At 31.9% G+C, this 20,710-nt stretch carries 20 protein-coding genes; 15 read left to right on the plus strand and 5 right to left on the minus strand.

The window, feature by feature from the left end; all coding sequences use genetic code 11:
* The first annotated feature begins 72 nt into the window (after nucleotides 1-72).
* From Q0998_RS08050 to Q0998_RS08065, 4 genes are read left to right on the plus strand one after another with little or no spacing between them, the layout of a single operon-like run.
* Nucleotides 73-3,264, plus strand: a complete 3,192-nt coding sequence (locus Q0998_RS08050; RefSeq protein WP_299668625.1) for a hypothetical protein — start codon at nucleotides 73-75, stop codon at nucleotides 3,262-3,264.
* Between the two features lie 51 nt (nucleotides 3,265-3,315).
* On the plus strand, nucleotides 3,316-4,620 hold the full coding sequence (locus Q0998_RS08055) for a DUF819 family protein (protein WP_299668628.1): 1,305 nt from the start codon (nucleotides 3,316-3,318) through the stop codon (nucleotides 4,618-4,620).
* Between the two features lie 37 nt (nucleotides 4,621-4,657).
* Nucleotides 4,658-5,362, plus strand: coding sequence for a DUF4369 domain-containing protein (locus Q0998_RS08060; RefSeq protein WP_299668632.1), 705 nt, complete (start codon nucleotides 4,658-4,660; stop codon nucleotides 5,360-5,362).
* A gap of 44 nt (nucleotides 5,363-5,406) precedes the next feature.
* Nucleotides 5,407-5,562: a hypothetical protein gene (locus tag Q0998_RS08065; RefSeq protein ID WP_299668635.1), complete on the plus strand. Its 156-nt coding sequence runs from the start codon at nucleotides 5,407-5,409 to the stop codon at nucleotides 5,560-5,562.
* Nucleotide 5,563: 1 nt separating this feature from the next.
* Here the strand turns inward: Q0998_RS08065 and Q0998_RS08070 are convergent, their stop codons facing one another.
* Nucleotides 5,564-6,025 (minus strand): DUF4442 domain-containing protein, encoded by a 462-nt coding sequence (locus tag Q0998_RS08070; protein WP_299668637.1) that lies wholly within the window; start codon nucleotides 6,023-6,025, stop codon nucleotides 5,564-5,566.
* Between the two features lie 153 nt (nucleotides 6,026-6,178).
* Here Q0998_RS08070 and Q0998_RS08075 point away from each other — a divergent pair, with 153 nt between their 5' ends.
* The 5 genes from Q0998_RS08075 to Q0998_RS08095 all read left to right on the plus strand — a co-directional run bounded on the left by Q0998_RS08075 (nucleotide 6,179) and on the right by Q0998_RS08095 (nucleotide 10,180).
* Complete coding sequence (locus tag Q0998_RS08075) at nucleotides 6,179-6,610, plus strand: DUF4870 domain-containing protein (RefSeq protein WP_299668640.1); 432 nt, start codon at nucleotides 6,179-6,181, stop codon at nucleotides 6,608-6,610.
* A 137-nt stretch (nucleotides 6,611-6,747) separates the two neighbouring features.
* Nucleotides 6,748-7,092, plus strand: coding sequence for a PadR family transcriptional regulator (locus Q0998_RS08080; RefSeq protein WP_299668643.1), 345 nt, complete (start codon nucleotides 6,748-6,750; stop codon nucleotides 7,090-7,092).
* Nucleotides 7,085-8,761, plus strand: a complete 1,677-nt coding sequence (locus tag Q0998_RS08085) for a PspC domain-containing protein (protein ID WP_299668646.1) — start codon at nucleotides 7,085-7,087, stop codon at nucleotides 8,759-8,761. Before Q0998_RS08080 ends, Q0998_RS08085 begins: the two co-directional genes overlap by 8 nt.
* Before the next feature lie 95 nt (nucleotides 8,762-8,856).
* On the plus strand, nucleotides 8,857-9,582 hold the full coding sequence (locus Q0998_RS08090; protein WP_299668649.1) for a head GIN domain-containing protein: 726 nt from the start codon (nucleotides 8,857-8,859) through the stop codon (nucleotides 9,580-9,582).
* A 73-nt stretch (nucleotides 9,583-9,655) separates the two neighbouring features.
* Nucleotides 9,656-10,180 (plus strand): nuclear transport factor 2 family protein, encoded by a 525-nt coding sequence (locus tag Q0998_RS08095; protein WP_299668652.1) that lies wholly within the window; start codon nucleotides 9,656-9,658, stop codon nucleotides 10,178-10,180.
* A 431-nt stretch (nucleotides 10,181-10,611) separates the two neighbouring features.
* On the opposite strand, the gene Q0998_RS08100 is transcribed toward Q0998_RS08095, so the two are convergent.
* Entirely contained in the window at nucleotides 10,612-11,982 is a 1,371-nt protein-coding gene (locus Q0998_RS08100) for a tetratricopeptide repeat protein (RefSeq protein WP_299668655.1), read from the minus strand.
* Nucleotides 11,983-12,280: 298 nt separating this feature from the next.
* Here Q0998_RS08100 and pyrR point away from each other — a divergent pair, with 298 nt between their 5' ends.
* From pyrR to Q0998_RS08125, 5 genes are read left to right on the plus strand one after another with little or no spacing between them, the layout of a single operon-like run.
* Nucleotides 12,281-12,820, plus strand: a complete 540-nt coding sequence (pyrR, locus tag Q0998_RS08105) for a bifunctional pyr operon transcriptional regulator/uracil phosphoribosyltransferase PyrR (RefSeq protein WP_299668658.1) — start codon at nucleotides 12,281-12,283, stop codon at nucleotides 12,818-12,820.
* A gap of 27 nt (nucleotides 12,821-12,847) precedes the next feature.
* Nucleotides 12,848-13,777 carry an aspartate carbamoyltransferase catalytic subunit gene (locus Q0998_RS08110; RefSeq protein WP_299668660.1) on the plus strand — a complete coding sequence of 310 codons (930 nt, stop codon included), beginning with the start codon at nucleotides 12,848-12,850 and terminating at the stop codon, nucleotides 13,775-13,777.
* A 1-nt stretch (nucleotide 13,778) separates the two neighbouring features.
* Nucleotides 13,779-14,111, plus strand: coding sequence for a hypothetical protein (locus tag Q0998_RS08115; protein WP_299668663.1), 333 nt, complete (start codon nucleotides 13,779-13,781; stop codon nucleotides 14,109-14,111).
* Between the two features lie 10 nt (nucleotides 14,112-14,121).
* A complete protein-coding gene (locus Q0998_RS08120) occupies nucleotides 14,122-14,442 on the plus strand; it encodes a T9SS type A sorting domain-containing protein (RefSeq protein ID WP_299668665.1) in 321 nt (106 codons plus the stop codon).
* Entirely contained in the window at nucleotides 14,439-15,353 is a 915-nt protein-coding gene (locus tag Q0998_RS08125) for a ribonuclease Z (RefSeq protein WP_299668668.1), read from the plus strand. Before Q0998_RS08120 ends, Q0998_RS08125 begins: the two co-directional genes overlap by 4 nt.
* Here the strand turns inward: Q0998_RS08125 and Q0998_RS08130 are convergent, their stop codons facing one another.
* Nucleotides 15,354-15,716, minus strand: a complete 363-nt coding sequence (locus tag Q0998_RS08130) for a CoA-binding protein (RefSeq protein ID WP_299668671.1) — start codon at nucleotides 15,714-15,716, stop codon at nucleotides 15,354-15,356.
* Between the two features lie 98 nt (nucleotides 15,717-15,814).
* On the opposite strand from Q0998_RS08130, the gene Q0998_RS08135 reads away from it, so the two are divergent.
* Nucleotides 15,815-18,271 carry an outer membrane beta-barrel family protein gene (locus Q0998_RS08135; RefSeq protein ID WP_299668674.1) on the plus strand — a complete coding sequence of 819 codons (2,457 nt, stop codon included), beginning with the start codon at nucleotides 15,815-15,817 and terminating at the stop codon, nucleotides 18,269-18,271.
* Nucleotides 18,272-18,626: 355 nt separating this feature from the next.
* On the opposite strand, the gene Q0998_RS08140 is transcribed toward Q0998_RS08135, so the two are convergent.
* Both Q0998_RS08140 and Q0998_RS08145 read right to left on the minus strand, forming a co-directional pair.
* The gene (locus Q0998_RS08140; RefSeq protein WP_299668676.1) at nucleotides 18,627-19,448 is read right to left on the minus strand and encodes a GLPGLI family protein; all 822 of its coding nucleotides are present in this window, start codon (nucleotides 19,446-19,448) and stop codon (nucleotides 18,627-18,629) included.
* 187 nt (nucleotides 19,449-19,635) lie between these two features.
* Nucleotides 19,636-20,655, minus strand: a complete 1,020-nt coding sequence (locus tag Q0998_RS08145) for a 3-oxoacyl-ACP synthase III family protein (protein WP_299668679.1) — start codon at nucleotides 20,653-20,655, stop codon at nucleotides 19,636-19,638.
* Nucleotides 20,656-20,710 lie beyond the last annotated feature (55 nt).

Consider the following 20,710-nt stretch of genomic DNA (forward strand, 5'->3'; position numbering starts at 1 on the left):
GCTCAACTTTTATAGAGCGTTATCTATTTTGTATCTTGTTCGCTATTATTTAAAATCGACAAACCTACTATAATGAAAAAACTCTTTACACTACTTTTTTTATCTGCCACTTCCCTACTCTTTTCTCAAGAATTCTCTATGGATTTGGTAAAAAACATGAAACCAAGAAATATTGGTCCTGGCGGAATGTCTGGACGTGTAACCGCTATTGATGTTGTAGCATCTAACCCAGAAATAATGTACGTTGGTACCGCTTCTGGTGGCATTTGGAAATCTACTTCTGGCGGTATCAAATGGGCACCAATTTTCGAAAAAGAACTGACCGCGTCTATTGGAGCAGTTGCTATTCAACAATCGAACCCAAGTGTAATTTGGGCAGGTACTGGTGAGGGAAATCCTAGAAATAGTTTAAATGGTGGTTTTGGAATTTATAAATCTTTAGATGCTGGTAAAACCTGGAAAGCAATGGGTTTAGAAAAAACGCGCCATATTCATAGAGTCATTATAGACCCAACAAATCCCGATGTTGTGTATGTAGGTGCCATTGGTTCTCCTTGGGGAGCCCATAAAGAACGTGGCGTTTATAAAACTGCTGATGGTGGAAAAACTTGGAAACAAATTTTATTCACAAATATAAAATCTGGAACAGCAGATTTAATTATGGATCCAAAAAATCCAAATAAAATTATTGCTGCCATGTGGGAACACAAACGCGATCCTTGGTTTTTTAATTCTGGTGGTGAAGGAAGTGGATTGTACATTACACATGATGGTGGCGACAATTGGAAACAAATAACAGAAAAAGAAGGGTTTCCAAAAGGAAACTTAGGTAGAATTGGTGTTGCCATTGCCCCAAGTAATCCTAATGTAATTTATGCATTGGTAGAAGCAAAGAAAAATGCTTTATACAAAAGTGAAGACGGTGGTTTTAAGTGGAAAAAAATTAATGACAAACCTGGTATTGGAAACCGTCCGTTTTATTATTCAGAAATCTATGTAGATCCTCAAAATGAAAACAGATTGTATACTGTTTTCACCTATATCAATGTATCTGAAGATGGTGGTAAAAATTTTAAACAATTAATGCCTGCTTATGGTGTTGACAATGGCGTGCACCCAGATCATCATGCTTGGTGGATTCATCCTACCAACGGGAAATTTATGATTGATGGAAATGATGGTGGATTAAACATTACAAAAGATGGTGGTAAATCTTGGCGTTTTATAGGAAATATTCCTGTTGCGCAGTTTTATCATATCAATGTAGACAATGAATTTCCGTACAATGTATATGGAGGAATGCAAGACAATGGTTCTTGGAGAGGACCAGCCTATGTTTGGAAATCTCAAGGAATTCGAAACTCTTATTGGCAAGAAATTAGTTTTGGTGATGGTTTTGACGTGGTTCCAGACAAAGACAATTCAAGATACGGGTGGTCTATGAGTCAGCAAGGTTCTGTGGTAAGATATGACCATATTACAGGCAATAATTATTCAGTAAAACCAACACATCAAGATGCCACTGTAAAATTACGTTTTAATTGGAATGCAGCTATTCATATAGATCCTTTTGATAATTCGACTTTATACTTCGGAAGTCAATTTGTACATAAATCAACAGACAAAGGATTGACTTGGACGGTTATTTCGCCAGATTTATCAACAAACAATCCAGAAAAATTAAAACAATCAGAAAGTGGCGGCTTAACAATGGATGCAACGGGTGCAGAAAACCATTGTACCATTTTAGTAATCGAACCAACTGTTTTAGAAAAAGACGTTTTATGGGCTGCTACAGATGATGGCCAAGTGTACATCACAAAAAATGGCGGAGAAACTTGGACAAATGTTGCAAAAAACATCAAAGGTTTGCCAGAATACTCTTGGATTACACAGATAAAAGCATCCAATAAAAATAAAGGTGAAGCGTTATTAGTTGCAAATGATTACAGGCGTTTTAATTATACACCTTATGCTTACAGAACCAAAAACTACGGAAAAACGTGGGAGCGCATTGTAGACGAAAATGATGTGCAAAGTTATGCGTTGTGTATTATTGAAGATCCAGAAAATAAAAACCTATTGTTTTTAGGCACTGATGATGGTTTATACATCTCTATGAACGCAGGAAACAAATGGACAAAGTGGACAAACGGTTTCCCAACAGTTCCTGTTAAAGATTTAGTAATTCATCCTAGAGAACATGATTTGGTTATTGGAACCTTTGGGCGAGCTGCTTGGGTTTTAGATGACATTCGCCCTTTAAGAGCCATGGCAAATGGAAAAACAACTCATCAGAAATTGGTGTTATTTACGCCTCCTACTGCTTACCAAGCTGCATCTCAACAACCAACTGGAAGTAGATTTGGTGCAGATGCATTGTATCAAGGAGAAAATAGAAATCGTGGTGCTCTTATTTCTTATTACATCAAGAAAAAAGATTCTTCAATAGCAAGGGACTTCAGTCCCTTGAAAAAAGAAAAAAATATCAATGATAAAAAAACTCAAAAAGATTCTATTACACTAGAAATTTTTGATGGCACAAAACAAATTAGAACCTTAAAATTTAAAACTCCAAAAGAAAGTGGAATCCATAAAACAACTTGGTATTTAAGAGAAAGAGGAGTGCCTAGAGCTTCTAGAAAAATAAGCAAACCTAAAAGAGAACCAAGTGGAGTTACAGTAAAGCCAGGAACTTACAGATTAAGAATGACTTTTGGTGATGAAGTTTCAGAACAGGATATTAAGGTTGAGTATGACCCTAGATTACAACTATCTGAAACGGCAATCAATCAAAAATATGAAGCAAGCAAAGAATTAGAAAGCTACCAAGAAAAGATTGCAGCTATTGTAAAACAGTTGGTAGAAAGTAAAAATACCGCAACTTCTATAAAATCTGAATTGTCTAAAGAAAATAAGAAAACTTATAAAGAAGAAATAAAATCATCCACGGAAATTATTAAAAAAATTGATACTTTACTAGCGAAATACCTAGGTACGATTGATAAAAGACAGGGAATTACAAGAAATCCTGAAATTACCGTAAATCAGCGTTTTGGACTGGCAAGCAGGTATATTCGTTCTCGTTTTGGCTTACAAACTACTACAGAAACGGTCTTAATGAATCAATTTAAAGACGAATTTAAAAAAGTAGTTAGTGAAACAAATACATTTTTTAATACAGATTGGTTAACTTACAAATCTGCAACAGAAAACATAAAGATTTCTCCTTTTAAAGATACTAAAATGTATTCTGTGCATTAAAATAATTTAAGATTGCTCTAAATACTTGTTTCACTAAAAGTTAAATGTAATATGCAACCAATAATTACAAATGATGCCATCGTTTTTGGTATTTTAATGCTATCTCTAGGATTCGTTTTTTATACAGAAAATTTAAAAACTGGATTTTGGCCGAAATTTTATAAAATAGTACCAGGTTTATTTATGGCGTATTTTGTTCCTGCAATTTTTACAACTGTAGGAATTATTTCTCCAGAATGGGAAACCCTAGATATAACTGGAGAAACCGTTAAAAACACTTCGCAATTGTATTATGTTGCCAGTCGTTTTTTACTGCCAGCAGCTTTGGTTTTAATGACATTAAGTATCGATCTAAAAGCTATTTTTAACTTAGGTTCTAAAGCATTAATTATGTTTTTCACAGGAACTGTAGGTATTATCATTGGTGGGCCATTGGCCATTTTATTAATTGCTATTTTTTCTCCAGAAACTGTTGGAGGTGCAGATTTTAATGCGGTTTGGAGAGGACTTTCTACCTTAGCAGGAAGTTGGATTGGCGGTGGAGCAAACCAAACTGCTATGTTAGAAATTTACAAATACAATCCTGCAAAATATGGCGGAATGGTGATTGTAGATATTGTTGTGGCCAATGTTTGGATGGCGATTTTGTTGATTGGAATTGGTAAAAAAGATAAAATTAACAAATGGCTAAAGGCAGATACCTCTGCTATTGAAGAACTCAAAGAAAAAGTGATTCATTTTACTCAAAAAGTAAAGAAAAACCCTACGCTAACCGATTTTATGATCATGCTAGCCATTGCATTTGGAACGGTTGGTTTTGGGCATTTTTCAGCAAAATATTTAAGTGGTTTTTTTACAGAATTTGTAACAGCTATCAATTCACAAACTTGGCGAAATGTTTTTTCTTTCCTAGGTTCAAGTTTTTTCTGGCTCATTAGTATTTCTACAATTGTTGCCATAATTTTATCTTATACAAAAGCAAAAAATTACGAAGGTGCTGGCGCAAGTAAAATAGGAAGTATTTTTATCTATATTTTAGTGGCAACCATTGGTATGAAAATGGATTTAAATCAGGCATTTGAAAATCCTGGTTTAATTGCTATTGGTTTTGTTTGGATGACCATACATGCCGCTTTGTTAATTATTGTGGCTAAAATAATAAGAGCACCGTATTTCTTTTTGGCAGTGGGTAGCCAAGCAAATGTGGGTGGTGCTGCGTCTGCGCCTATTGTTGCACAAGCTTTTCACCCTTCTTTAGCTACTGTTGGTGTTTTATTAGCTGTTTTTGGATATGCCATTGGAACTGTTGGTGCAATTTTGTGTACAATTTTAATGGAATTAGCATCAACCATCTAAAAAAATAAAGCATATTTGCAGACTAAATTTAGAAGAAATGAAGAAAATTATTGCAGTTTTACTAGTATCCATTTTAATCGTTGCATGCTCCTCTAAAAAAGATGGAAACATGATTGTAGAAGGAAATATTAAAGGGCTTAAAAAAGGAACTTTATATCTTCAAAAAATGAATGATACTGCACTGGTTTCTGTAGATTCTGTAAAAGTTTTTGGAGATGGAAATTTTAAATTGACAGACAATGTAGATTCTCCTGTAATGTATTATGTAACTTTTGACGGAAATACTACCGACAAAAGAATTCTATTTTTTGGTAACAAAGGAACCATTACAATAAATAATCATATTGAGGCTTTTGGATTTAATCCAGAAATTATAGGTTCAGAAAATCAGTTGGTTTTTAATGATTTCTTAAAAATTAACAATCAATTTAAAAATCAACGTTTAGAATTTATCAAAAAAGAATTTGACGCTGCAAGATCTAAAGATATCGATTTAATGGAAAAAGTGAAAAAGGATTTTAACAGCATGATTAGAAGAAAGTATTTATACACAACTAATTTCGCCTTAAACAATAATGACTCAGAAGCGGCACCTTATATTGCTTTAACAGAATTGTACGATGCTAACATTACTTTGCTAGATACCATAAACAAGTCTTTGTCTCCAAAAGTAAAAGATTCTGATTATGGAAAACGTTTAGATAAATTTGTAAAAGGTTTAAAAGCGAAAGAAAATAAGTAATTTTACAATAGTATTTTTTTTACCAATTGATAAAAAATTAATTTATGAAATATTTATCTCCAGAAATAGAAGCATTTTATAAAAAATTTGAAGTCACAAAGTCTCTAGCTAGAACAAATGTCTCTTGTGGTATTTTTCAGGATTGTGATTACAATGAAGAAAGACCTCAGTTGTATCAAAAAAATAAGCTGAAACCTTAAACTATAGGTAAGGTTTCACTTTCAGACTCCACTCAAAACTAAATTTAGAAACCACTACGCCGTCTTCATTGATTCCTTCGGAAGTTAAAATAATAACTTGCCCTTTATTGGTTTGTTTTGATTTTTTGATGGCTTCATCAATCTTTGTACCACCAGCACACGTAAACAAAATCTTACCCGTCGCTTTTTTAAAAAAGTTTGCTTCTTGATGTGTTACTAACATCGAAACTTTTTCTTTAGATTTTTCTATAGCTTGCATCACCAAAATGCCTGTACTCATTTCTGCGGCCATCCCTTGCGCAGCCCAGAACATACTTTTAAATGGGTTTTGATTCATCCATTTATGCGCAATTTTAACAGTTGCTTCTTCATCAGAAAGTGTTTTCACCCTTACTCCACCTAAATATGCCAAAGGTAATTTTAGCATCATAAACATATTCACTTTCTTGGGTGTAATCTTCATACCTATTGAATTTACTGGCAATTTAAGACATTTAATCGAATTACTACAGGGTCTTAAAATGTTAAATAAATGTTAATTATAGTACTATGTATTGCATAATACCTTTTTAAGGATATATATTTGCATAAGAAAGTATTATACACTTTAAAAATTATGAAGCAAAATAACGAAAACACCAACGCTTTTTTAATACATATTTCTGCTTTTGCAGGTTTTATATTTCCATTTGGTCATATCATTACACCACTTATTGCATGGCAAACTTTAAAAGAAAGAAGTTCTTTTTTAGATGAACAAGGTAAAGAAGCAGTCAATTTTAATATCAGTTACACCCTATATTCTTTTATTCTAACGCTAACTTTTATTCCGTTTGCAATTGGTTCCTTTTTTAACAACATCAATAATTTCGACAATTTTAATATGAATTTCGATTTCAACAATAATAATTTTTTAGGTCTTATTGGTTTTGGTTCTGCTGCAGGAATTATTTATTTAGTCGGGATTGCTTTGGTAATTATAGCTGCTATAAAAGCAAAAGAAGGCGAAAATTACAAATACCCATTTACCATAAAATTTATAAAATAATCCTCCCCTAACCTCTCCAAAAGAGAGGGATGAATTGAAAACAAAAAAATAAAAATGATTTTATTTAACAAGATAATGTTCACAAAACAACTTCTTTCCTTTTGGAAAGCTAGGATGAGCTATTTAAAAAACAATACATGAAGATAGAAAACACAAAAGCACAAATGAGAAAAGGTGTTTTAGAGTACTGTATCTTATCCATCTTAAAAAATGGTGATGCATATACTTCTGAGATTCTTTCCACACTAAAAAGTGCAGAAATGATTGTGGTTGAAGGAACCATTTATCCGTTATTAACACGCATAAAAAACGCTGGCTTATTAACCTATAGATGGGAAGAATCAACCTCAGGACCCCCAAGAAAATATTACGTTTTAACCGAAAACGGAGGCATGTTTTTAAAAGAACTAGACAAAACATGGAGCAATTTAGTAAACGCAGTGAACCAAGTAATTAGCACAAAACCAACTTCTAATGAATAAGACAATAAATATTAATTTAGGCGGATTTTTCTTTCATATAGACGAAATTGCCTATCAGAAACTAAAAAGATACCTAGAATCTATCTCAAGATCTTTAAGTGAAGATTCTCAAGGCAAAAACGAAATTATTGCAGATATAGAGGCACGTATTAGTGAGCTTTTATCTGAAAAAATTACAGATGCTAGGCAAGTTGTCAATGAAAGCGACATAGAAGATATTATTGTTATCATGGGGCAGCCAGAAGATTATGCAGAAGCAGAAGAAGCTTATTCTGATTCTAATTACTCTTACCAAAGAAATAATGCTTCAGGGAAAAAATTATTTAGAGATGGTGACGACAAATTTATAGGTGGTGTTGCTTCTGGTATTGCACATTATTTTGATATAGATACTATTTGGGTACGTTTGGGTTTATTAGCTTTATTTTTTGGAGCTGGTTTTGGAATTCTTTTATACATCATTCTATGGATTTTGTTGCCAGAAGCTAAAACAACAGCAGAAAAATTGCAAATGGAAGGTGAGCCCGTAAACATAGATAATATAGAGAAAAAGATTCGTGAAGAGTTTACCAATGTTTCAGAAAATGTTAGAAATGCAGCAAATCAAGCCTCTATAAAGTTAAAAGACGGTGCCAATGAGTTTTCAGAAAAAATGAGTCAGACTTTTTCAGCAAAGACAAGAAAAAATAACGGTTTGCAAGATTTTCTAAATGCTATTGGTAACATATTTGTAGTTTTCTTTAAAGTAATAGGAAAATTTATAGGAGTTATTTTAGTATTTGTTGCTGCCGCTGTTATTTTATCTCTAATTATTGGAGGGTTTTCTGTAGGAAGTTTAGAGTTTTTAAATATTGATGGAAGTTTTGTGAACTATCCACACTTCTTCTATGATGCCACTTTTCCGAAATGGTTATTAACGGTATTCCTTTTTATTTTAGTGGGCATTCCTTTTTTAATTTTATTTGTTTTAGGGCTTCGAATTTTATCAAGCAACATAAAACAGTTTAGTAGAACTACCTCATTAACATTATTAGGAATCTGGTTAATTGCTTTATTAGCAATCATTTTTACAGGAATCGAATTCGGAACCACACATGCCAATTATGGTAAATATGTTGAGAAAACTAATTTGAATTTAGCCAAGAATGATACACTTGTTCTAAAAATGCAAAATGATGATACGCTTTATTATCAGCATAATTTAAGAAGAAGTTCTAGAAAATACGAAGTTGAGATTGACGATCAATTAATGGTCTATACAAATGATATTCGCGTAGATGTAAAGAAAAGCAATTCTAGCAATGCCTATGTGGTAATTCAAAAAGAATCCTATGGAAGAAGCAGGGTAAGAGCAAATAAAAATGCCGAAAAAATTCTTTATAAATACAATCTTACAGGAAACGAGTTGACCTTAAATTCTTACTTTCTTACCGAAATAAGGAATATTTATAAAGATGAAGATATTGAGATTACAATTTTTTTACCAGAATCTACCGTTATTTATTTTGACAATACTGTAAAGAATTTCTTAAACGATGTTAAAAATGAAGCTGATATTTATGATAAAGACATGGCAACACATCATTTTATAATGACAGATAATGTTTTAAAATGTACAGATTGTGTTGAAGAAATTGAAGAAGAAATCATCGAAGAGGAAACCATTTAATACAATTCAACTAAAAAAATCAACAACTGAGCAACTAAAATTAGATTGTCTGCGTCTATTAAAAGAAATTTACCATCTAATTTAAAACCAATCGTATGAAAAAATCAATCAACCAATTTTTTACAGTCCTTTTTATAGCGAGCATTTTTACCTCTTGTGGCGTAGATATGTTAAACCGAGTAAATGGCAATAGAAATGTTGTTGTAAAAGAACGCAAACCCCAAGACCGTTTTTCTGGAATAAAAGTAAGTACAGGAATCGACTTATACATTAGTCAAGGCAATAAAAATACCATTACTGTAGAAGCTGACGAAAATTTACACGACATTATTATTACAGAAGTAAAAGACGGAGTTTTAAAAATATATTCAGACAAAAATATCTGGCAAGCCAAAGCTAGAAAAGTGTATGTTACCTTAGAAAATCTAGACCTTTTAAGAGCCACAAGCGGAAGCGATGTTTATAGTGAAACTACTATTAAAACAGCAGCAATTTCTATTACTGCAACAAGTGGTGCAGATATTAGAATTGAAGTAGATGCTGAAAGTGTAGAAACAAATGCTACTAGCGGATCTGACATAAAAATTTCTGGAACTTCAATTAATCATGCTTCTAGTGCTACTAGCGGAAGTTCTATTGATGCGTATAACTTAAAAAGCAATAATGTAATTGTGAATGCAAGCAGTGGCGCAGACATCAATATCTATGCATCTCAAAAGATTGAAGCAAAAGCTTCAAGTGGTGGTGATGTTGATTTTAAAGGAAATCCTGCGAAAGTAACTAAGAAATCTTCTTCTGGCGGAAGCGTTTCTAAAAAATAAAAAATTATCAATCAACCAAAATTGATTTCTTCAGGTTTTTAAAAGAACCTGAAGAATTCTTAAAAAACCAACCATGAACTCATTTTTAGAACCGTACAAAGATTCTTACCTCCTAAAAATTTTAATTGCAATTGCTGTGTTTTTATTTTCTTTAGTTACAAATGCGCAAATAGATCGAAATACTGATTTGTACAAAACATTAAAAGCGAAAGACAGTATTATTTTTCAAAGAGCTTTTAACAAATGTGAGCTCGAAAAACTAGAACCAATTATTGCAGAAAATTTTGAATTTTACCATGATCTTGCTGGCATTCAAAATCGAAAAGAATTTATGCTGGCAATGAAAAACAATATTTGTGGGAACCCTGGAAGAATCACCAGACAATTAGTAGCAGCATCTTTAGAAGTGTTTCCTTTAAAAAACAATGGAGTTTTATACGGCGCAATACAAAAGGGAAAACACACGTTTCAAGAAAAGAATAATACGGAGATAAAAACCGTAGGAATTGCAGATTTTACAGATCTATGGATTTTAGAAAACAACAGCTGGAAATTAAAAAGAGTTTTAAGTTATAATCACAAACCCTACAAAGGATAAAAATTTATTAGAAAGCTAACTTCTAATATAGTTACTAATACTTGGTTTTATTAGTTTACTTGGTAAGACGCTGTTTTGAAAAAAACAGCGCTTACTTTTTTATAAGAATCCAATAAAAAAACCAATTTGTCTCCTTGAGGCTTGAGATAAAAAAAAATATAAAGCGATTATGATGACGTAAATTAGTCTATAAATATGTCTGTTCGAGCGCAGTCGAGAACTATTAATCTACTTGAAATCAGATAATTACATAAACACGTCAATGCTAGCGTTCCGAAGCTTCGGAAGAGAACTATTAAGTATTTAAAAATCAATACACTAAACAAATACGTCAATGCTAGCGCAGTCGAAAGGTTATTGATTTTCTAAAAATTAGGAATTGTCTCGTTTCGGAAGTGCTTAAAAAGATATAAATTACTTTCTAATTTTAATTATTCCGTAGCTTTTTTGAAATTGGTCAATAATTTTTGAATTTCTACATGATCATACACTGTTGGGTATAGTTCATTTAGAATTGTATGATATTCATAATCTATTTTCATTCCGTTTATCAAATGCGTAAATGCTTTCTTTTCTTTATTCAACACAAAAAACAAACCTACTAATCTGTATTCTACTTCAGCAAAATCTTTGTAAACTTTTCTAGCGTCTAATAATACATGTAAAGCATCATCAAATTCACCTAAAAAAGACAGAACATCGGTTAAACCTATATATATTTCTGGTGAATTATCACCTAATTTTAAGCAATTTCTAAAACCAGAAACAGCTTCCTCAAAAAAACTTAGCTTTAAATTTATTTCTGAATAACGCCTCCAATACAACGCATTGTCTTCATCTATTTTTAAAGCCTTTGCAATATAATATGCTGCTTTTTGGTAGTTTTCTTGTTGAAAATATACATTGGTCAATAAAATCCAAGCTTTTTCTAACAAAGGATCTTCATGTACTGCTTTTTTATAATAAGAAATTGCTGCATCTAACTTGTTTAATTTTTCATAACATTCGCCAACTCTAACAAATGCAAACGCGGTTGGGTCGTCTAATTCTAAGGTAATTAAATAGTTATCAATTGCTTCTTGGTAATTGCCTAATTCTTCTAAGGTTTTTGCCTTTTCTAAATAACCACCAATAAAAGATTCGTCAATTAAAACAGCATAATCAAAAGAAGTTAATGCTTCTTTGTACAATTTTAACACAAAATATTGTCTCCCTAATTGATGCCACGCCACCTCACAATAAGGGTTTTTATTTAAGTAAGAATTTAGGTAAATGATTGCTTCTTCGTGTTGTTTTTCCATATCAAAACAATACACAATATTGTATAATGCAGAATAATCTTCATAATCTACAGCAATACATTTCGAAAAACTTAAGCGTGCATTTTCAAAATCATCTAAGTATAAATACTCCATTCCCATCAAAGACCACACATCTATTTTATCATCTGTAAAAGACAATGCCTTTTCTAGGTTGATGATGGCTTCTTTATGAGAACCTCTTTTAGATTCTATGGTAGCTTTTTGAATAAAAACCTCTTCATTATGAGGTTCTAAAACCTCGATGCTTTTTAAGAGTTTAGAAGCTTTATCAATTTCATTATCAGTAAGATACAACTCAACCATCAACAGTTTTAAATCTATCGACTGCGGATGCTGTTCTAAGCCTAATTTTACAGCTTTTTTTGCCAAAGACACTTTACCCGCATCTATATAATGAATGATAATTTCCTCAAACTCAACCAAATCGAAAAAATAAACGCTATTGGTTTTAAGCATGGATTCAAATTTTAATAGAGACATAACTATGAGATTTGAATGATTACCTTAAAAGTACTACAACTCTTGTACCACTTTCAAAAATACCCTTTTTGTTTTCAACAATTTAATTAACATAAAGTAGTAGCTCTAATTTGTATGAATTCGTATAGCTATTTTTAAAAAAAGCGAGCATTAAGATAGAAAAGCTCAAACAAAACATTGTTTTTTAAGGTAAATCTGTACATTAAGCGAAATTCGGGTCTCAATTTATTTTGTGCATACATATATTTACGCTAATTTTGATTTTCAATAACTATCAACTTAAAATGATAGCTTTCTTATGAGCAGAAAAACCTTATTGAACTCAAAAGATATTGAAATTATTCTTCATAGATTGGCTTGTCAGCTGATTGAGAACCATAATGATTTTTCTAATACGGTGTTAATTGGTTTGCAACCTAGAGGTTCTTATTTGGCCAATAGATTAGCCGCTCTATTAAGAACAGAATACCATATTAAAAATTTAGAACTAGGTCTTTTAGACATCACTTTTTATAGAGATGATTTTAGGAGAAAAGACACGCCTTTAGCGGCAGAAACTTCTGAGATGAATTTTTTAATTGAAGATAAAAATGTAGTTATTATAGATGATGTTTTATTTTCGGGAAGAAGTATTAGAGCAGCCTTAACGGCAATACAATCTTACGGAAGGCCAGAAAACATTGAGCTTTTGGTATTAATAGACAGACGTTTTAGTAGACATTTACCAATTCAACCTAATTATAGAGGAAGACAAGTAGATGCCATTAATGAAGAAAGAGTTTTAGTAACTTGGAAAGAAACGCATGCGAAAGATGCTGTTTTTTTAGAGTTAAAATAATTGAATATCTAATTTAAAAATTTTGATGTGTCAGAATTAAGCGTAGAACATTTATTGGGCATAAAATATCTAAAACCTAATGACATTGATGTTATTTTTAAAACTGCAGATCATTTTAAAGAAGTAATTAACAGACCCATTAAAAAAGTACCTTCTTTAAGAGATATTACCATTGCTAATTTATTTTTCGAAAATAGCACACGAACAAAACTAAGCTTCGAACTCGCAGAAAAAAGACTGTCTGCAGATGTTATTAACTTCTCTGCTGGGCAATCTTCGGTTAAAAAAGGAGAAACTTTAATAGATACTGTCAACAACATTCTATCGATGAAAGTAGACATTGTAGTAATGCGACACGGAAATGTTGGTGCTGGTGTTTTTCTTTCTAAACACGTAGATGCTAAAATTATAAATGCTGGAGATGGCACTCATGAGCATCCAACACAAGCCTTGTTAGATTCCTATTCTATCAGAGAAAAATTAGGAACTGTAAAAGGAAAAAAGATTGTAATTGTAGGTGATATTTTACATTCTAGAGTTGCGCTCTCCAATATTTTTGCCCTTCAATTGCAGGGTGCAGAAGTAAAGGTTTGTGGACCAACAACGCTGATTCCTAAATTTATTACCAGTTTGGGTGTAACGGTTGAAACCAACTTAAAAAAGGCGCTGGAATGGTGTGATGTTGCCAATGTTTTACGGGTACAACACGAAAGAATGGATATTAAATACTTTCCATCAACAAGAGAATACACGCAACTCTTTGGCATCAATCAAGAGATTTTAGACAATCTTAGCAAGAAAATTGTAATTATGCATCCAGGACCCATTAATAGAGGCGTGGAAATTACAAGTGATGTTGCAGATTCTAACAATTCTATTATTTTGAATCAAGTAGAAAATGGCGTTGCCGTAAGAATGGCAGTCATTTATTTATTGGCGCAACAGGTAAAAAGATAGCATGATTGTAGAGAAAAAAAAGACTTATACATTGATTTCTTCGGATGAAAGTTCGTTAAAAGAATTTCAAAAATCGATTCTAAATAAGATTGAATTATTTAAAAAGGACCATTTAGTATTTGATATTTCTGATGAAATTAACGGTTCAACTGAAGATTTTTTATTATTTTTGAAAATAGCCGAACAAAAACAACAAAATGGCATGTCCTTTGTTATTATTAATTCGTCTGTGAATGTAGATGATTTTCCAGAAAATTTAAATATTGTTCCTACTTTACAAGAGGCAGAAGATATTTTAGAAATGGAAGCCATAGAGCGATCATTAGGTTTTTAAAAGCAAGTATATGATTAAAAAAATACTTTTTATTTTTCTTTTATCTGTTTCTTTTATAGGTTTTTCGCAAGAAAAAGCTATAAACACTTTGTCTGCTGCTCCCAACCCATTTACTAATACTACTAAAATTACTTTTTCAGCAACAGTAGATGCTTCTATTATTTTTACAGTAAGAAATGTCTTAGGAAAAACGGTTTTTAAAAAAACATATAAAATTAAAAAAGGAAAAAATAGCATTCCTTTTTACAAAAACGATTTGGCTACAGGTATGTACATCTATAGCGTTCAAAACAAAAAGAAAGTAATTTCTAAACGTTTTGTTATTAAATGATAAACCTTACAATTCTAGGTTGTCATTCTGCAACACCTCGTGTAAATGCCTTTCCAACTTCCCAATATTTAGAAATAAACAACAAACACTTTTTAATAGACTGTGGTGAAGGCACGCAACGTCAAATGCGAAAATATAAAGTTGGCTTTTCTAAAATAGACCATATTTTTATTTCTCATTTACATGGCGATCATTTTTATGGTTTGGTGGGTTTACTTTCAACGTACGGTATTTTAAGCAGAGAAAAAGAAATGCATATTTTCGGCCCAAAAGGCATTAAGAATGCAACACTTCAAATACTTAAAATCTCTGAATCTCATGCAAAATTCAACATGATTTTTCATGAATTGTCTTCTAAAAAAAGTGAATTAATTTATGAAGACGATAAGGTTTCTGTAAGAACAATTCCTTTAACACATAGAGTATATACCAATGGATATTTGTTTACAGAAAAAGAGAAACCACGCAAATTGAATATGCTAAATATTAGCGGATATCCAGAAATTGACAAAGCAGATTATTTAAATATAAAAGCAGGTAGAGATGTTACTTTAGCTACTGGAGAAGTGGTTTCTAATTCAGCATTAATAATAGATCCGCCAAAGCCTTTAAGCTTTGCTTTTTGTAGTGATACGAGCTACAAACCAGACATTGTGCCTATTATTAAAGAGGTAGATTTATTATATCATGAAGCTACATTTTTACAGGACAGACAAGACTTAGCGAAGAAAACAAAACACGCTACTTCTATTGAAGCTGCAAAAATTGCAAAAGAAGCCAATGTTGGTCAATTAATAATTGGTCATTATTCCGGTAGATATTCAGATATTTCTTTATTCAAAAAAGAAGCGAGTCAGGTTTTTGAAAACGTTTTTTTAGCAACCCCTGGAGCAGTATTTTCTATAAAATAATTAATATTGATTTGTTTCCAACAAAACCAAGGTACACGCAAACTCGCTTTCAATATGATTTTCTTTCAGCAATTTTACAAAATTAACATTCTCAGTTCCTGGATTAAAAATGACTCTTTTTGGGTTTAAACTCATAATATAATTATAGTATTCCTCTTGTCTTTTTGGGTTTAGATACAAAGTCACAGTATCAATATTTTCGTAAGCTATTTTCTCTGTATCAATAGTAACATTTGCAACAATTCCTTTTTTCAAACCAATTGCTACCACATCTATTTTACTCGCTTTTAACTTTTTAATTGCTCTGTTAGAATACCTGTTTTCATTTAGGGAGGCACCTATTACTAATGTTTTTTGCTGCATTCTGTTAATTATACGTTAAACAAAGTTAATTATGGTAACAAAGATATAGAATAACTCGTCTATATAGCATCAATCAAAAACAAAAAAATCAACCAACAATGAAGAAATTACGAATCATCTTTTTGCTTTTTGCGATCGCTAAAACGCAAGCCCAATTACCCAAGAACAAATTACTAAAACCAGGAATCATTACAGGAAAAGTGGTTGATAAACAAAGTAAACAAGCACTACCTTATGTTAATATTGTAGTTAGAGACCTCTCAAAAAAAATAATCACCGGCGGTATTACCAATGAAAACGGAAGCTTTACCATTAAAGAAATTCCTAAGGGAAAGAGTGTTGTTGAAGTACAATATATTGGTTTTAAAACATTTTCTAAAACAATACTTATTAGCAACAAAAATAAAATAATCGATTTAGGAACCATCACTTTACATGAAGATAGTGCACAACTAAATGAAGTTGTGGTAAGAGCAGAAACGTCGCAAGTAATCCAAAAAGTAGACAGAAAAGTGATAAATGTTGGTAAAGATTTAACAGCTACAGGAACTACCGCATCTGAATTATTAAACAATGTACAATCTGTTAGTGTAGATAGCCAAACAGGAAATATTAGCTTAAGAGGAAATGAAAATGTTCGTGTTCTGGTAGATGGCAAACCTACCAATATTTCTGCAGCACAATTGTTAAAACAAATTCCTTCTACTTCTATAAAGAGTATCGAATTAATTACAAATCCATCTGCGAAATACAATCCAGAAGGTATGAGTGGTATTATAAATATCATTTTAAATAAAAATGCAAACATGGGTTTTAATGGCTCTGTAGATACGGGAATTACTGCTGGGCATTATGTGCGTTATAACGCTTCTACCAACATGAATTATAAAACCGGAAAAGTAAATTTCTTCGGAAATTATGGTTATAACGGAGGTAACAATTATAATTTTGGTTATGTAGATAGACCAGATGCCAATAGGTTGCAAGATTTTATTTTCAGAAATGACAATCAGTCTCATTTGGTAAAAGCGGGTGCAGATATTTATTTAAACGATAAAAATACCCTGTCTTTTTATACCACTCAAAATTGGTTTGATGGTGATGGAAAAGGAAGAACCTTGGTTACAGAAAATGGTACAATTGTATCAAATGCACCAAATATTCAATTACAGGAAAATCAGACAGGTGCTTACAACGCAAACTTTAAAAGAGAGTTTGATAAAGAAGGACATAATTTAGAGCTAGAAGCAACCTATTCGAATACAAAATCTCCTGAAGATGCAGAAAATAAAGATTTGACTAAAGATCCGTCAGACGATGAAGACTTTAAAGTATTAAACTTTACAAATGACATTACCCGAAAACAAGACAATACGTTAATTAATATAGATTATACCAATCCTGTTTCAGAAAAAGGAAAATTAGAATTAGGACTAGAATACAGAGAAGACAATACTTCTAGTATTAATATTACAGATCAAGATGAAATTGTTTTCGACGATCAGGGAAACTCTTCTATTCAACCTTTAGGAAATTCTAATTTCGATTATGGAAGAAAAATCTATTCTGCCTATGTAAATTACGGTCATAATTTTGGAAAAGTAACCATGCAATTGGGTGCTCGTTTTGAACAGTTTGATGCATTGGGAGATTTTAATAGAGTCGGCAATCCATCAGAACAAGTAAAACAAGATATTTTTAGTGTGTATCCTTCTGCATTTTTTACGTTTTCTCCTTCAGATAAAAATCAATTTCAAGTAAGTTATAGTAGAAGAGTTGACAGACCAGGCATTGGACAAGTAAACCCAATTAGAGAATGGAGCACCCCATTAATTACCTCTATTGGAAATGCAGATATTTTGCCACAATTTACAAATTCTTTTGAGGTAAATTATACTCGTAAAATTAAAAACGGATCGTTGACACTAGGTACGTTCTATAGAAAAATAAATGATAATATTTCTCGTGTAACTTACAAAGACCCGAATGATCCAACAGATGTAAGACAAATTCTTTCTTGGACCAATTTTGAAGATACCGATGCGTACGGCCTAGAATTTTCTTTAAATTATAAAGTTGCCAATTGGTGGAGAATAAATTCTAGTATGGATTTCTATTCGCAAAAACAGTTTGGTACCGTAGATTTAGTAAACCCAAATGCAGAAAGAATAGAAGTTACAAATGAAGTTTTTAACACTAGAATTAGCAATAGTTTTAAAGTTTCTAAAAGATTAAATTTGCAGTTATTTGCGATGTATAGAGGTCCTCAAGAAGACATTCAATGGCGTGTAGAAAATATGTGGATGGTAAATACAGGTGCAAGCCTAAAGGTTTTTGATGGCAAAGGAAGTATTAATTTTAGAGTGAATGATATTTTTAGAGGAATGAAATTTGCTTTTAATTCAGAAAGACCTTTTGCACAAAATGGTCAATTTAATTGGGAAAGTCAAACAGCTTATTTAGGATTTAACTATAGATTTGGTAGCGGAAAAAACAAAGCAAAACAACGTAGACAACGTGATGATAATATCAAAGAAGGTGGTGCAGGCTTCTAAACCATTGCTCTAAAACTTTTATATGAATTAAAAAATCCGAAGTTTAAAAACTTCGGATTTTATGATATTAATTTCTTATTGATTTATTTTTTTTCTGTAGCTTCAAATGAAGCTTTTATAGCGATTACGATATTTAGTAAACAGCATAATAAAATAAAAATTAAATTCGTTTTAGAATTTTCAAAAATAATGAATTTGACAAAAATATTTAAACCAAAAATAAATAATCCGATATTAGATACTAATAAAAACAACTTGTACTTTTTCTTCATTTTGTAAAGCTATAATTAAAAATTATTCCCACAAAAACAAGAAAGTATAATTCAGTTAAAAATAAGTATTATTTTAAAAAAGATTAACCTCTTCTTCCCATTCTATTATTTCTCATTTCTACCATTTTCTCACGAACAGTTAACGTATAATTCTTTTTAGTAATTTCTTTTCCTTTGTCTGGAGCTTCAATTGTAATTTTCTCTTGCTTATTAATTGCAATTTCTGTGCACAGCAAGGTGGTGTTTTCTACACTTACTTCTAAAATTAAACCAGGCAAACCCCAATATTCGGCGGGTCCTTGAGCTACAGGAATTTGAGTTGTATACCATGCCTCTACTACCGTCATTTTCTCTTCTGCCGCTTTATCATCTGCGTTTGTATCTGTATTTGTTCTTAAATCGCTCCAAGAAAAATCGTACCAATTTAATTCTGAAGACGGCACAAAAGCTTTTGCTTTATAACAGGTATATTGACCAATTTTTTTAGTTTCTGTACCCATCGTCCAAGTAATTCGATATAAATCGTCTTTTACTAAAAAGCGTTTCCCATAGAACTCTTGACTTTGCACTATTTTATCTTCTTTTATATTTTTATATTGATCTCCTCTTGAAAAATAACCTCCCCAAGAATCAGTTGCTCCAGAAACAGCATCAATTTTTTCTTCTTCAAGAAATAGCGATTCTTGACTGTTGAAATTTAATACGTATGTTTTTTCCAATCTGTTCTTAAGCCTACTTGCGACTTCTTTTTTACGTGCTTCGCTTAATCTTGCTCCCCAAGTACCAAGATCCATTTTAGATTTAGAAACATAAATTGCCTTGCCACTAAAATCTTGAGCGTTTGTACTGAGTGTTACTAATATGATCGCTGTACATAAAACGAATTTAGAAATAATTGCATTCATGGGTATGTTGGTTTTATTAATTCTGTTTAACAAATGTATCGAATTAATAAACAAGTATTTTCTTTTAATTCAAACATTAACAATAATTTAGGGTGGTATTTTACGAGTTCTTAGAAATACACCTAAATATTGCTCATAAAAAAAGACTTGTTTTCACAAGCCTTTACAAATAAATAGTTTTCTAAAGTTACCAGCGAATCATAACACTTCCCCAGGTAAATCCACTTCCAAAGGCAGCTAAAACAACCAAATCATTGTCTTTTATTTTTCCTAATTCCCAAGCTTCCGTTAATGCAATAATTACAGAAGCTGCTGTGGTATTTCCGTATTTCATAATGTTGTTATGCACTTTGTCATCAGACAGTTGAAATTTCTTTTGAATAAACTGTGCAATACGCAAATTGGCTTGATGCGGAATTAACATATCGATGTCTTCTTTCTGTAAATTATTTGCCTCTAGACCTTCCATAATGGCTTCAGAAAAACGCCCAATAGCGTGTTTAAATACAAATTGTCCGTTCATGTGAGGGTAATAAGAAACATCATCAGGATTGTTCGCCTCTAGAATTTCTGGCACCCAACGCTGTGTAGAGGGGCCTTCCAAAACCAATTCTTTCGCGTGTTTTCCCTCAGAATGTAAATGAGAGGATAAAATTCCTTTTCCTTGTGACTTTTCAGAATCTGAACATCTAGACAAAACAGCGGCTCCTGCTCCATCTCCAAAAATTACGGTGACGCCTCTACCTCTTGTCGATTTTTCCAATCCACCAGAATGATTTTCTGCACCAATGACCAAGATGTTTTTATACATCCCCGTTTTTATAAATTGATCTGCTACAGACATCGCATAGATAAATCCAGAACATTGGTTGCGTACATCTAATGCGCCAATTGTTGGCATGTCTAACATGTCTTGCACTTGTACACCACCTCCAGGAAAATACATGTCTGGACTTAACGTTGCAAACACAATAAAATCGATATCGTCTTTGGTTAAACCAGCTCTTTCAATGGCAATTCTAGAAGCTTTTGCACCCATTACAGCTGTGGTATCTCCCGTTTTTGGATCAATCCATCTACGTTCTTCAATCCCTGTTCTTTCTTGAATCCATTCGTCTGAAGTTTCCATAAACTCCTTTAAATCCTCATTTTTTACAATATTATCAGGAACATAGTACCCAAGACCCGTTATTTTTGAATTATACATAATTTATAGACGTATTTTTTAGTTATTTGTTTGTTTGTAGTTAGCTAAAATAGTG

The sequence above is a fragment of the uncultured Polaribacter sp. genome (assembly GCF_947501385.1).
Lineage (GTDB): Bacteria > Bacteroidota > Bacteroidia > Flavobacteriales > Flavobacteriaceae > Polaribacter.

What these genes read in the sequence shown, in the direction of transcription:
- Q0998_RS08070 (WP_299668637.1), bottom strand. Translation starts at nt 6,025, where the DNA reads ATGAAGATTACACCCAAGAAAGTGAATATGTTTATGATGCTAAAATTA.
- Q0998_RS08120 (WP_299668665.1), top strand. Translation starts at nt 14,122, where the DNA reads ATGATTAAAAAAATACTTTTTATTTTTCTTTTATCTGTTTCTTTTATA.
- Q0998_RS08055 (WP_299668628.1), top strand. Translation starts at nt 3,316, where the DNA reads ATGCAACCAATAATTACAAATGATGCCATCGTTTTTGGTATTTTAATG.
- Q0998_RS08125 (WP_299668668.1), top strand. Translation starts at nt 14,439, where the DNA reads ATGATAAACCTTACAATTCTAGGTTGTCATTCTGCAACACCTCGTGTA.
- Q0998_RS08050 (WP_299668625.1), top strand. Translation starts at nt 73, where the DNA reads ATGAAAAAACTCTTTACACTACTTTTTTTATCTGCCACTTCCCTACTC.
- Q0998_RS08095 (WP_299668652.1), top strand. Translation starts at nt 9,656, where the DNA reads ATGAACTCATTTTTAGAACCGTACAAAGATTCTTACCTCCTAAAAATT.
- Q0998_RS08065 (WP_299668635.1), top strand. Translation starts at nt 5,407, where the DNA reads ATGAAATATTTATCTCCAGAAATAGAAGCATTTTATAAAAAATTTGAA.
- Q0998_RS08075 (WP_299668640.1), top strand. Translation starts at nt 6,179, where the DNA reads ATGAAGCAAAATAACGAAAACACCAACGCTTTTTTAATACATATTTCT.
- Q0998_RS08060 (WP_299668632.1), top strand. Translation starts at nt 4,658, where the DNA reads ATGAAGAAAATTATTGCAGTTTTACTAGTATCCATTTTAATCGTTGCA.
- Q0998_RS08080 (WP_299668643.1), top strand. Translation starts at nt 6,748, where the DNA reads ATGAAGATAGAAAACACAAAAGCACAAATGAGAAAAGGTGTTTTAGAG.
- Q0998_RS08140 (WP_299668676.1), bottom strand. Translation starts at nt 19,448, where the DNA reads ATGAATGCAATTATTTCTAAATTCGTTTTATGTACAGCGATCATATTA.
- Q0998_RS08130 (WP_299668671.1), bottom strand. Translation starts at nt 15,716, where the DNA reads ATGCAGCAAAAAACATTAGTAATAGGTGCCTCCCTAAATGAAAACAGG.
- Q0998_RS08100 (WP_299668655.1), bottom strand. Translation starts at nt 11,982, where the DNA reads ATGTCTCTATTAAAATTTGAATCCATGCTTAAAACCAATAGCGTTTAT.
- Q0998_RS08135 (WP_299668674.1), top strand. Translation starts at nt 15,815, where the DNA reads ATGAAGAAATTACGAATCATCTTTTTGCTTTTTGCGATCGCTAAAACG.
- Q0998_RS08115 (WP_299668663.1), top strand. Translation starts at nt 13,779, where the DNA reads ATGATTGTAGAGAAAAAAAAGACTTATACATTGATTTCTTCGGATGAA.
- Q0998_RS08085 (WP_299668646.1), top strand. Translation starts at nt 7,085, where the DNA reads ATGAATAAGACAATAAATATTAATTTAGGCGGATTTTTCTTTCATATA.
- Q0998_RS08145 (WP_299668679.1), bottom strand. Translation starts at nt 20,655, where the DNA reads ATGTATAATTCAAAAATAACGGGTCTTGGGTACTATGTTCCTGATAAT.
- pyrR (WP_299668658.1), top strand. Translation starts at nt 12,281, where the DNA reads ATGAGCAGAAAAACCTTATTGAACTCAAAAGATATTGAAATTATTCTT.
- Q0998_RS08090 (WP_299668649.1), top strand. Translation starts at nt 8,857, where the DNA reads ATGAAAAAATCAATCAACCAATTTTTTACAGTCCTTTTTATAGCGAGC.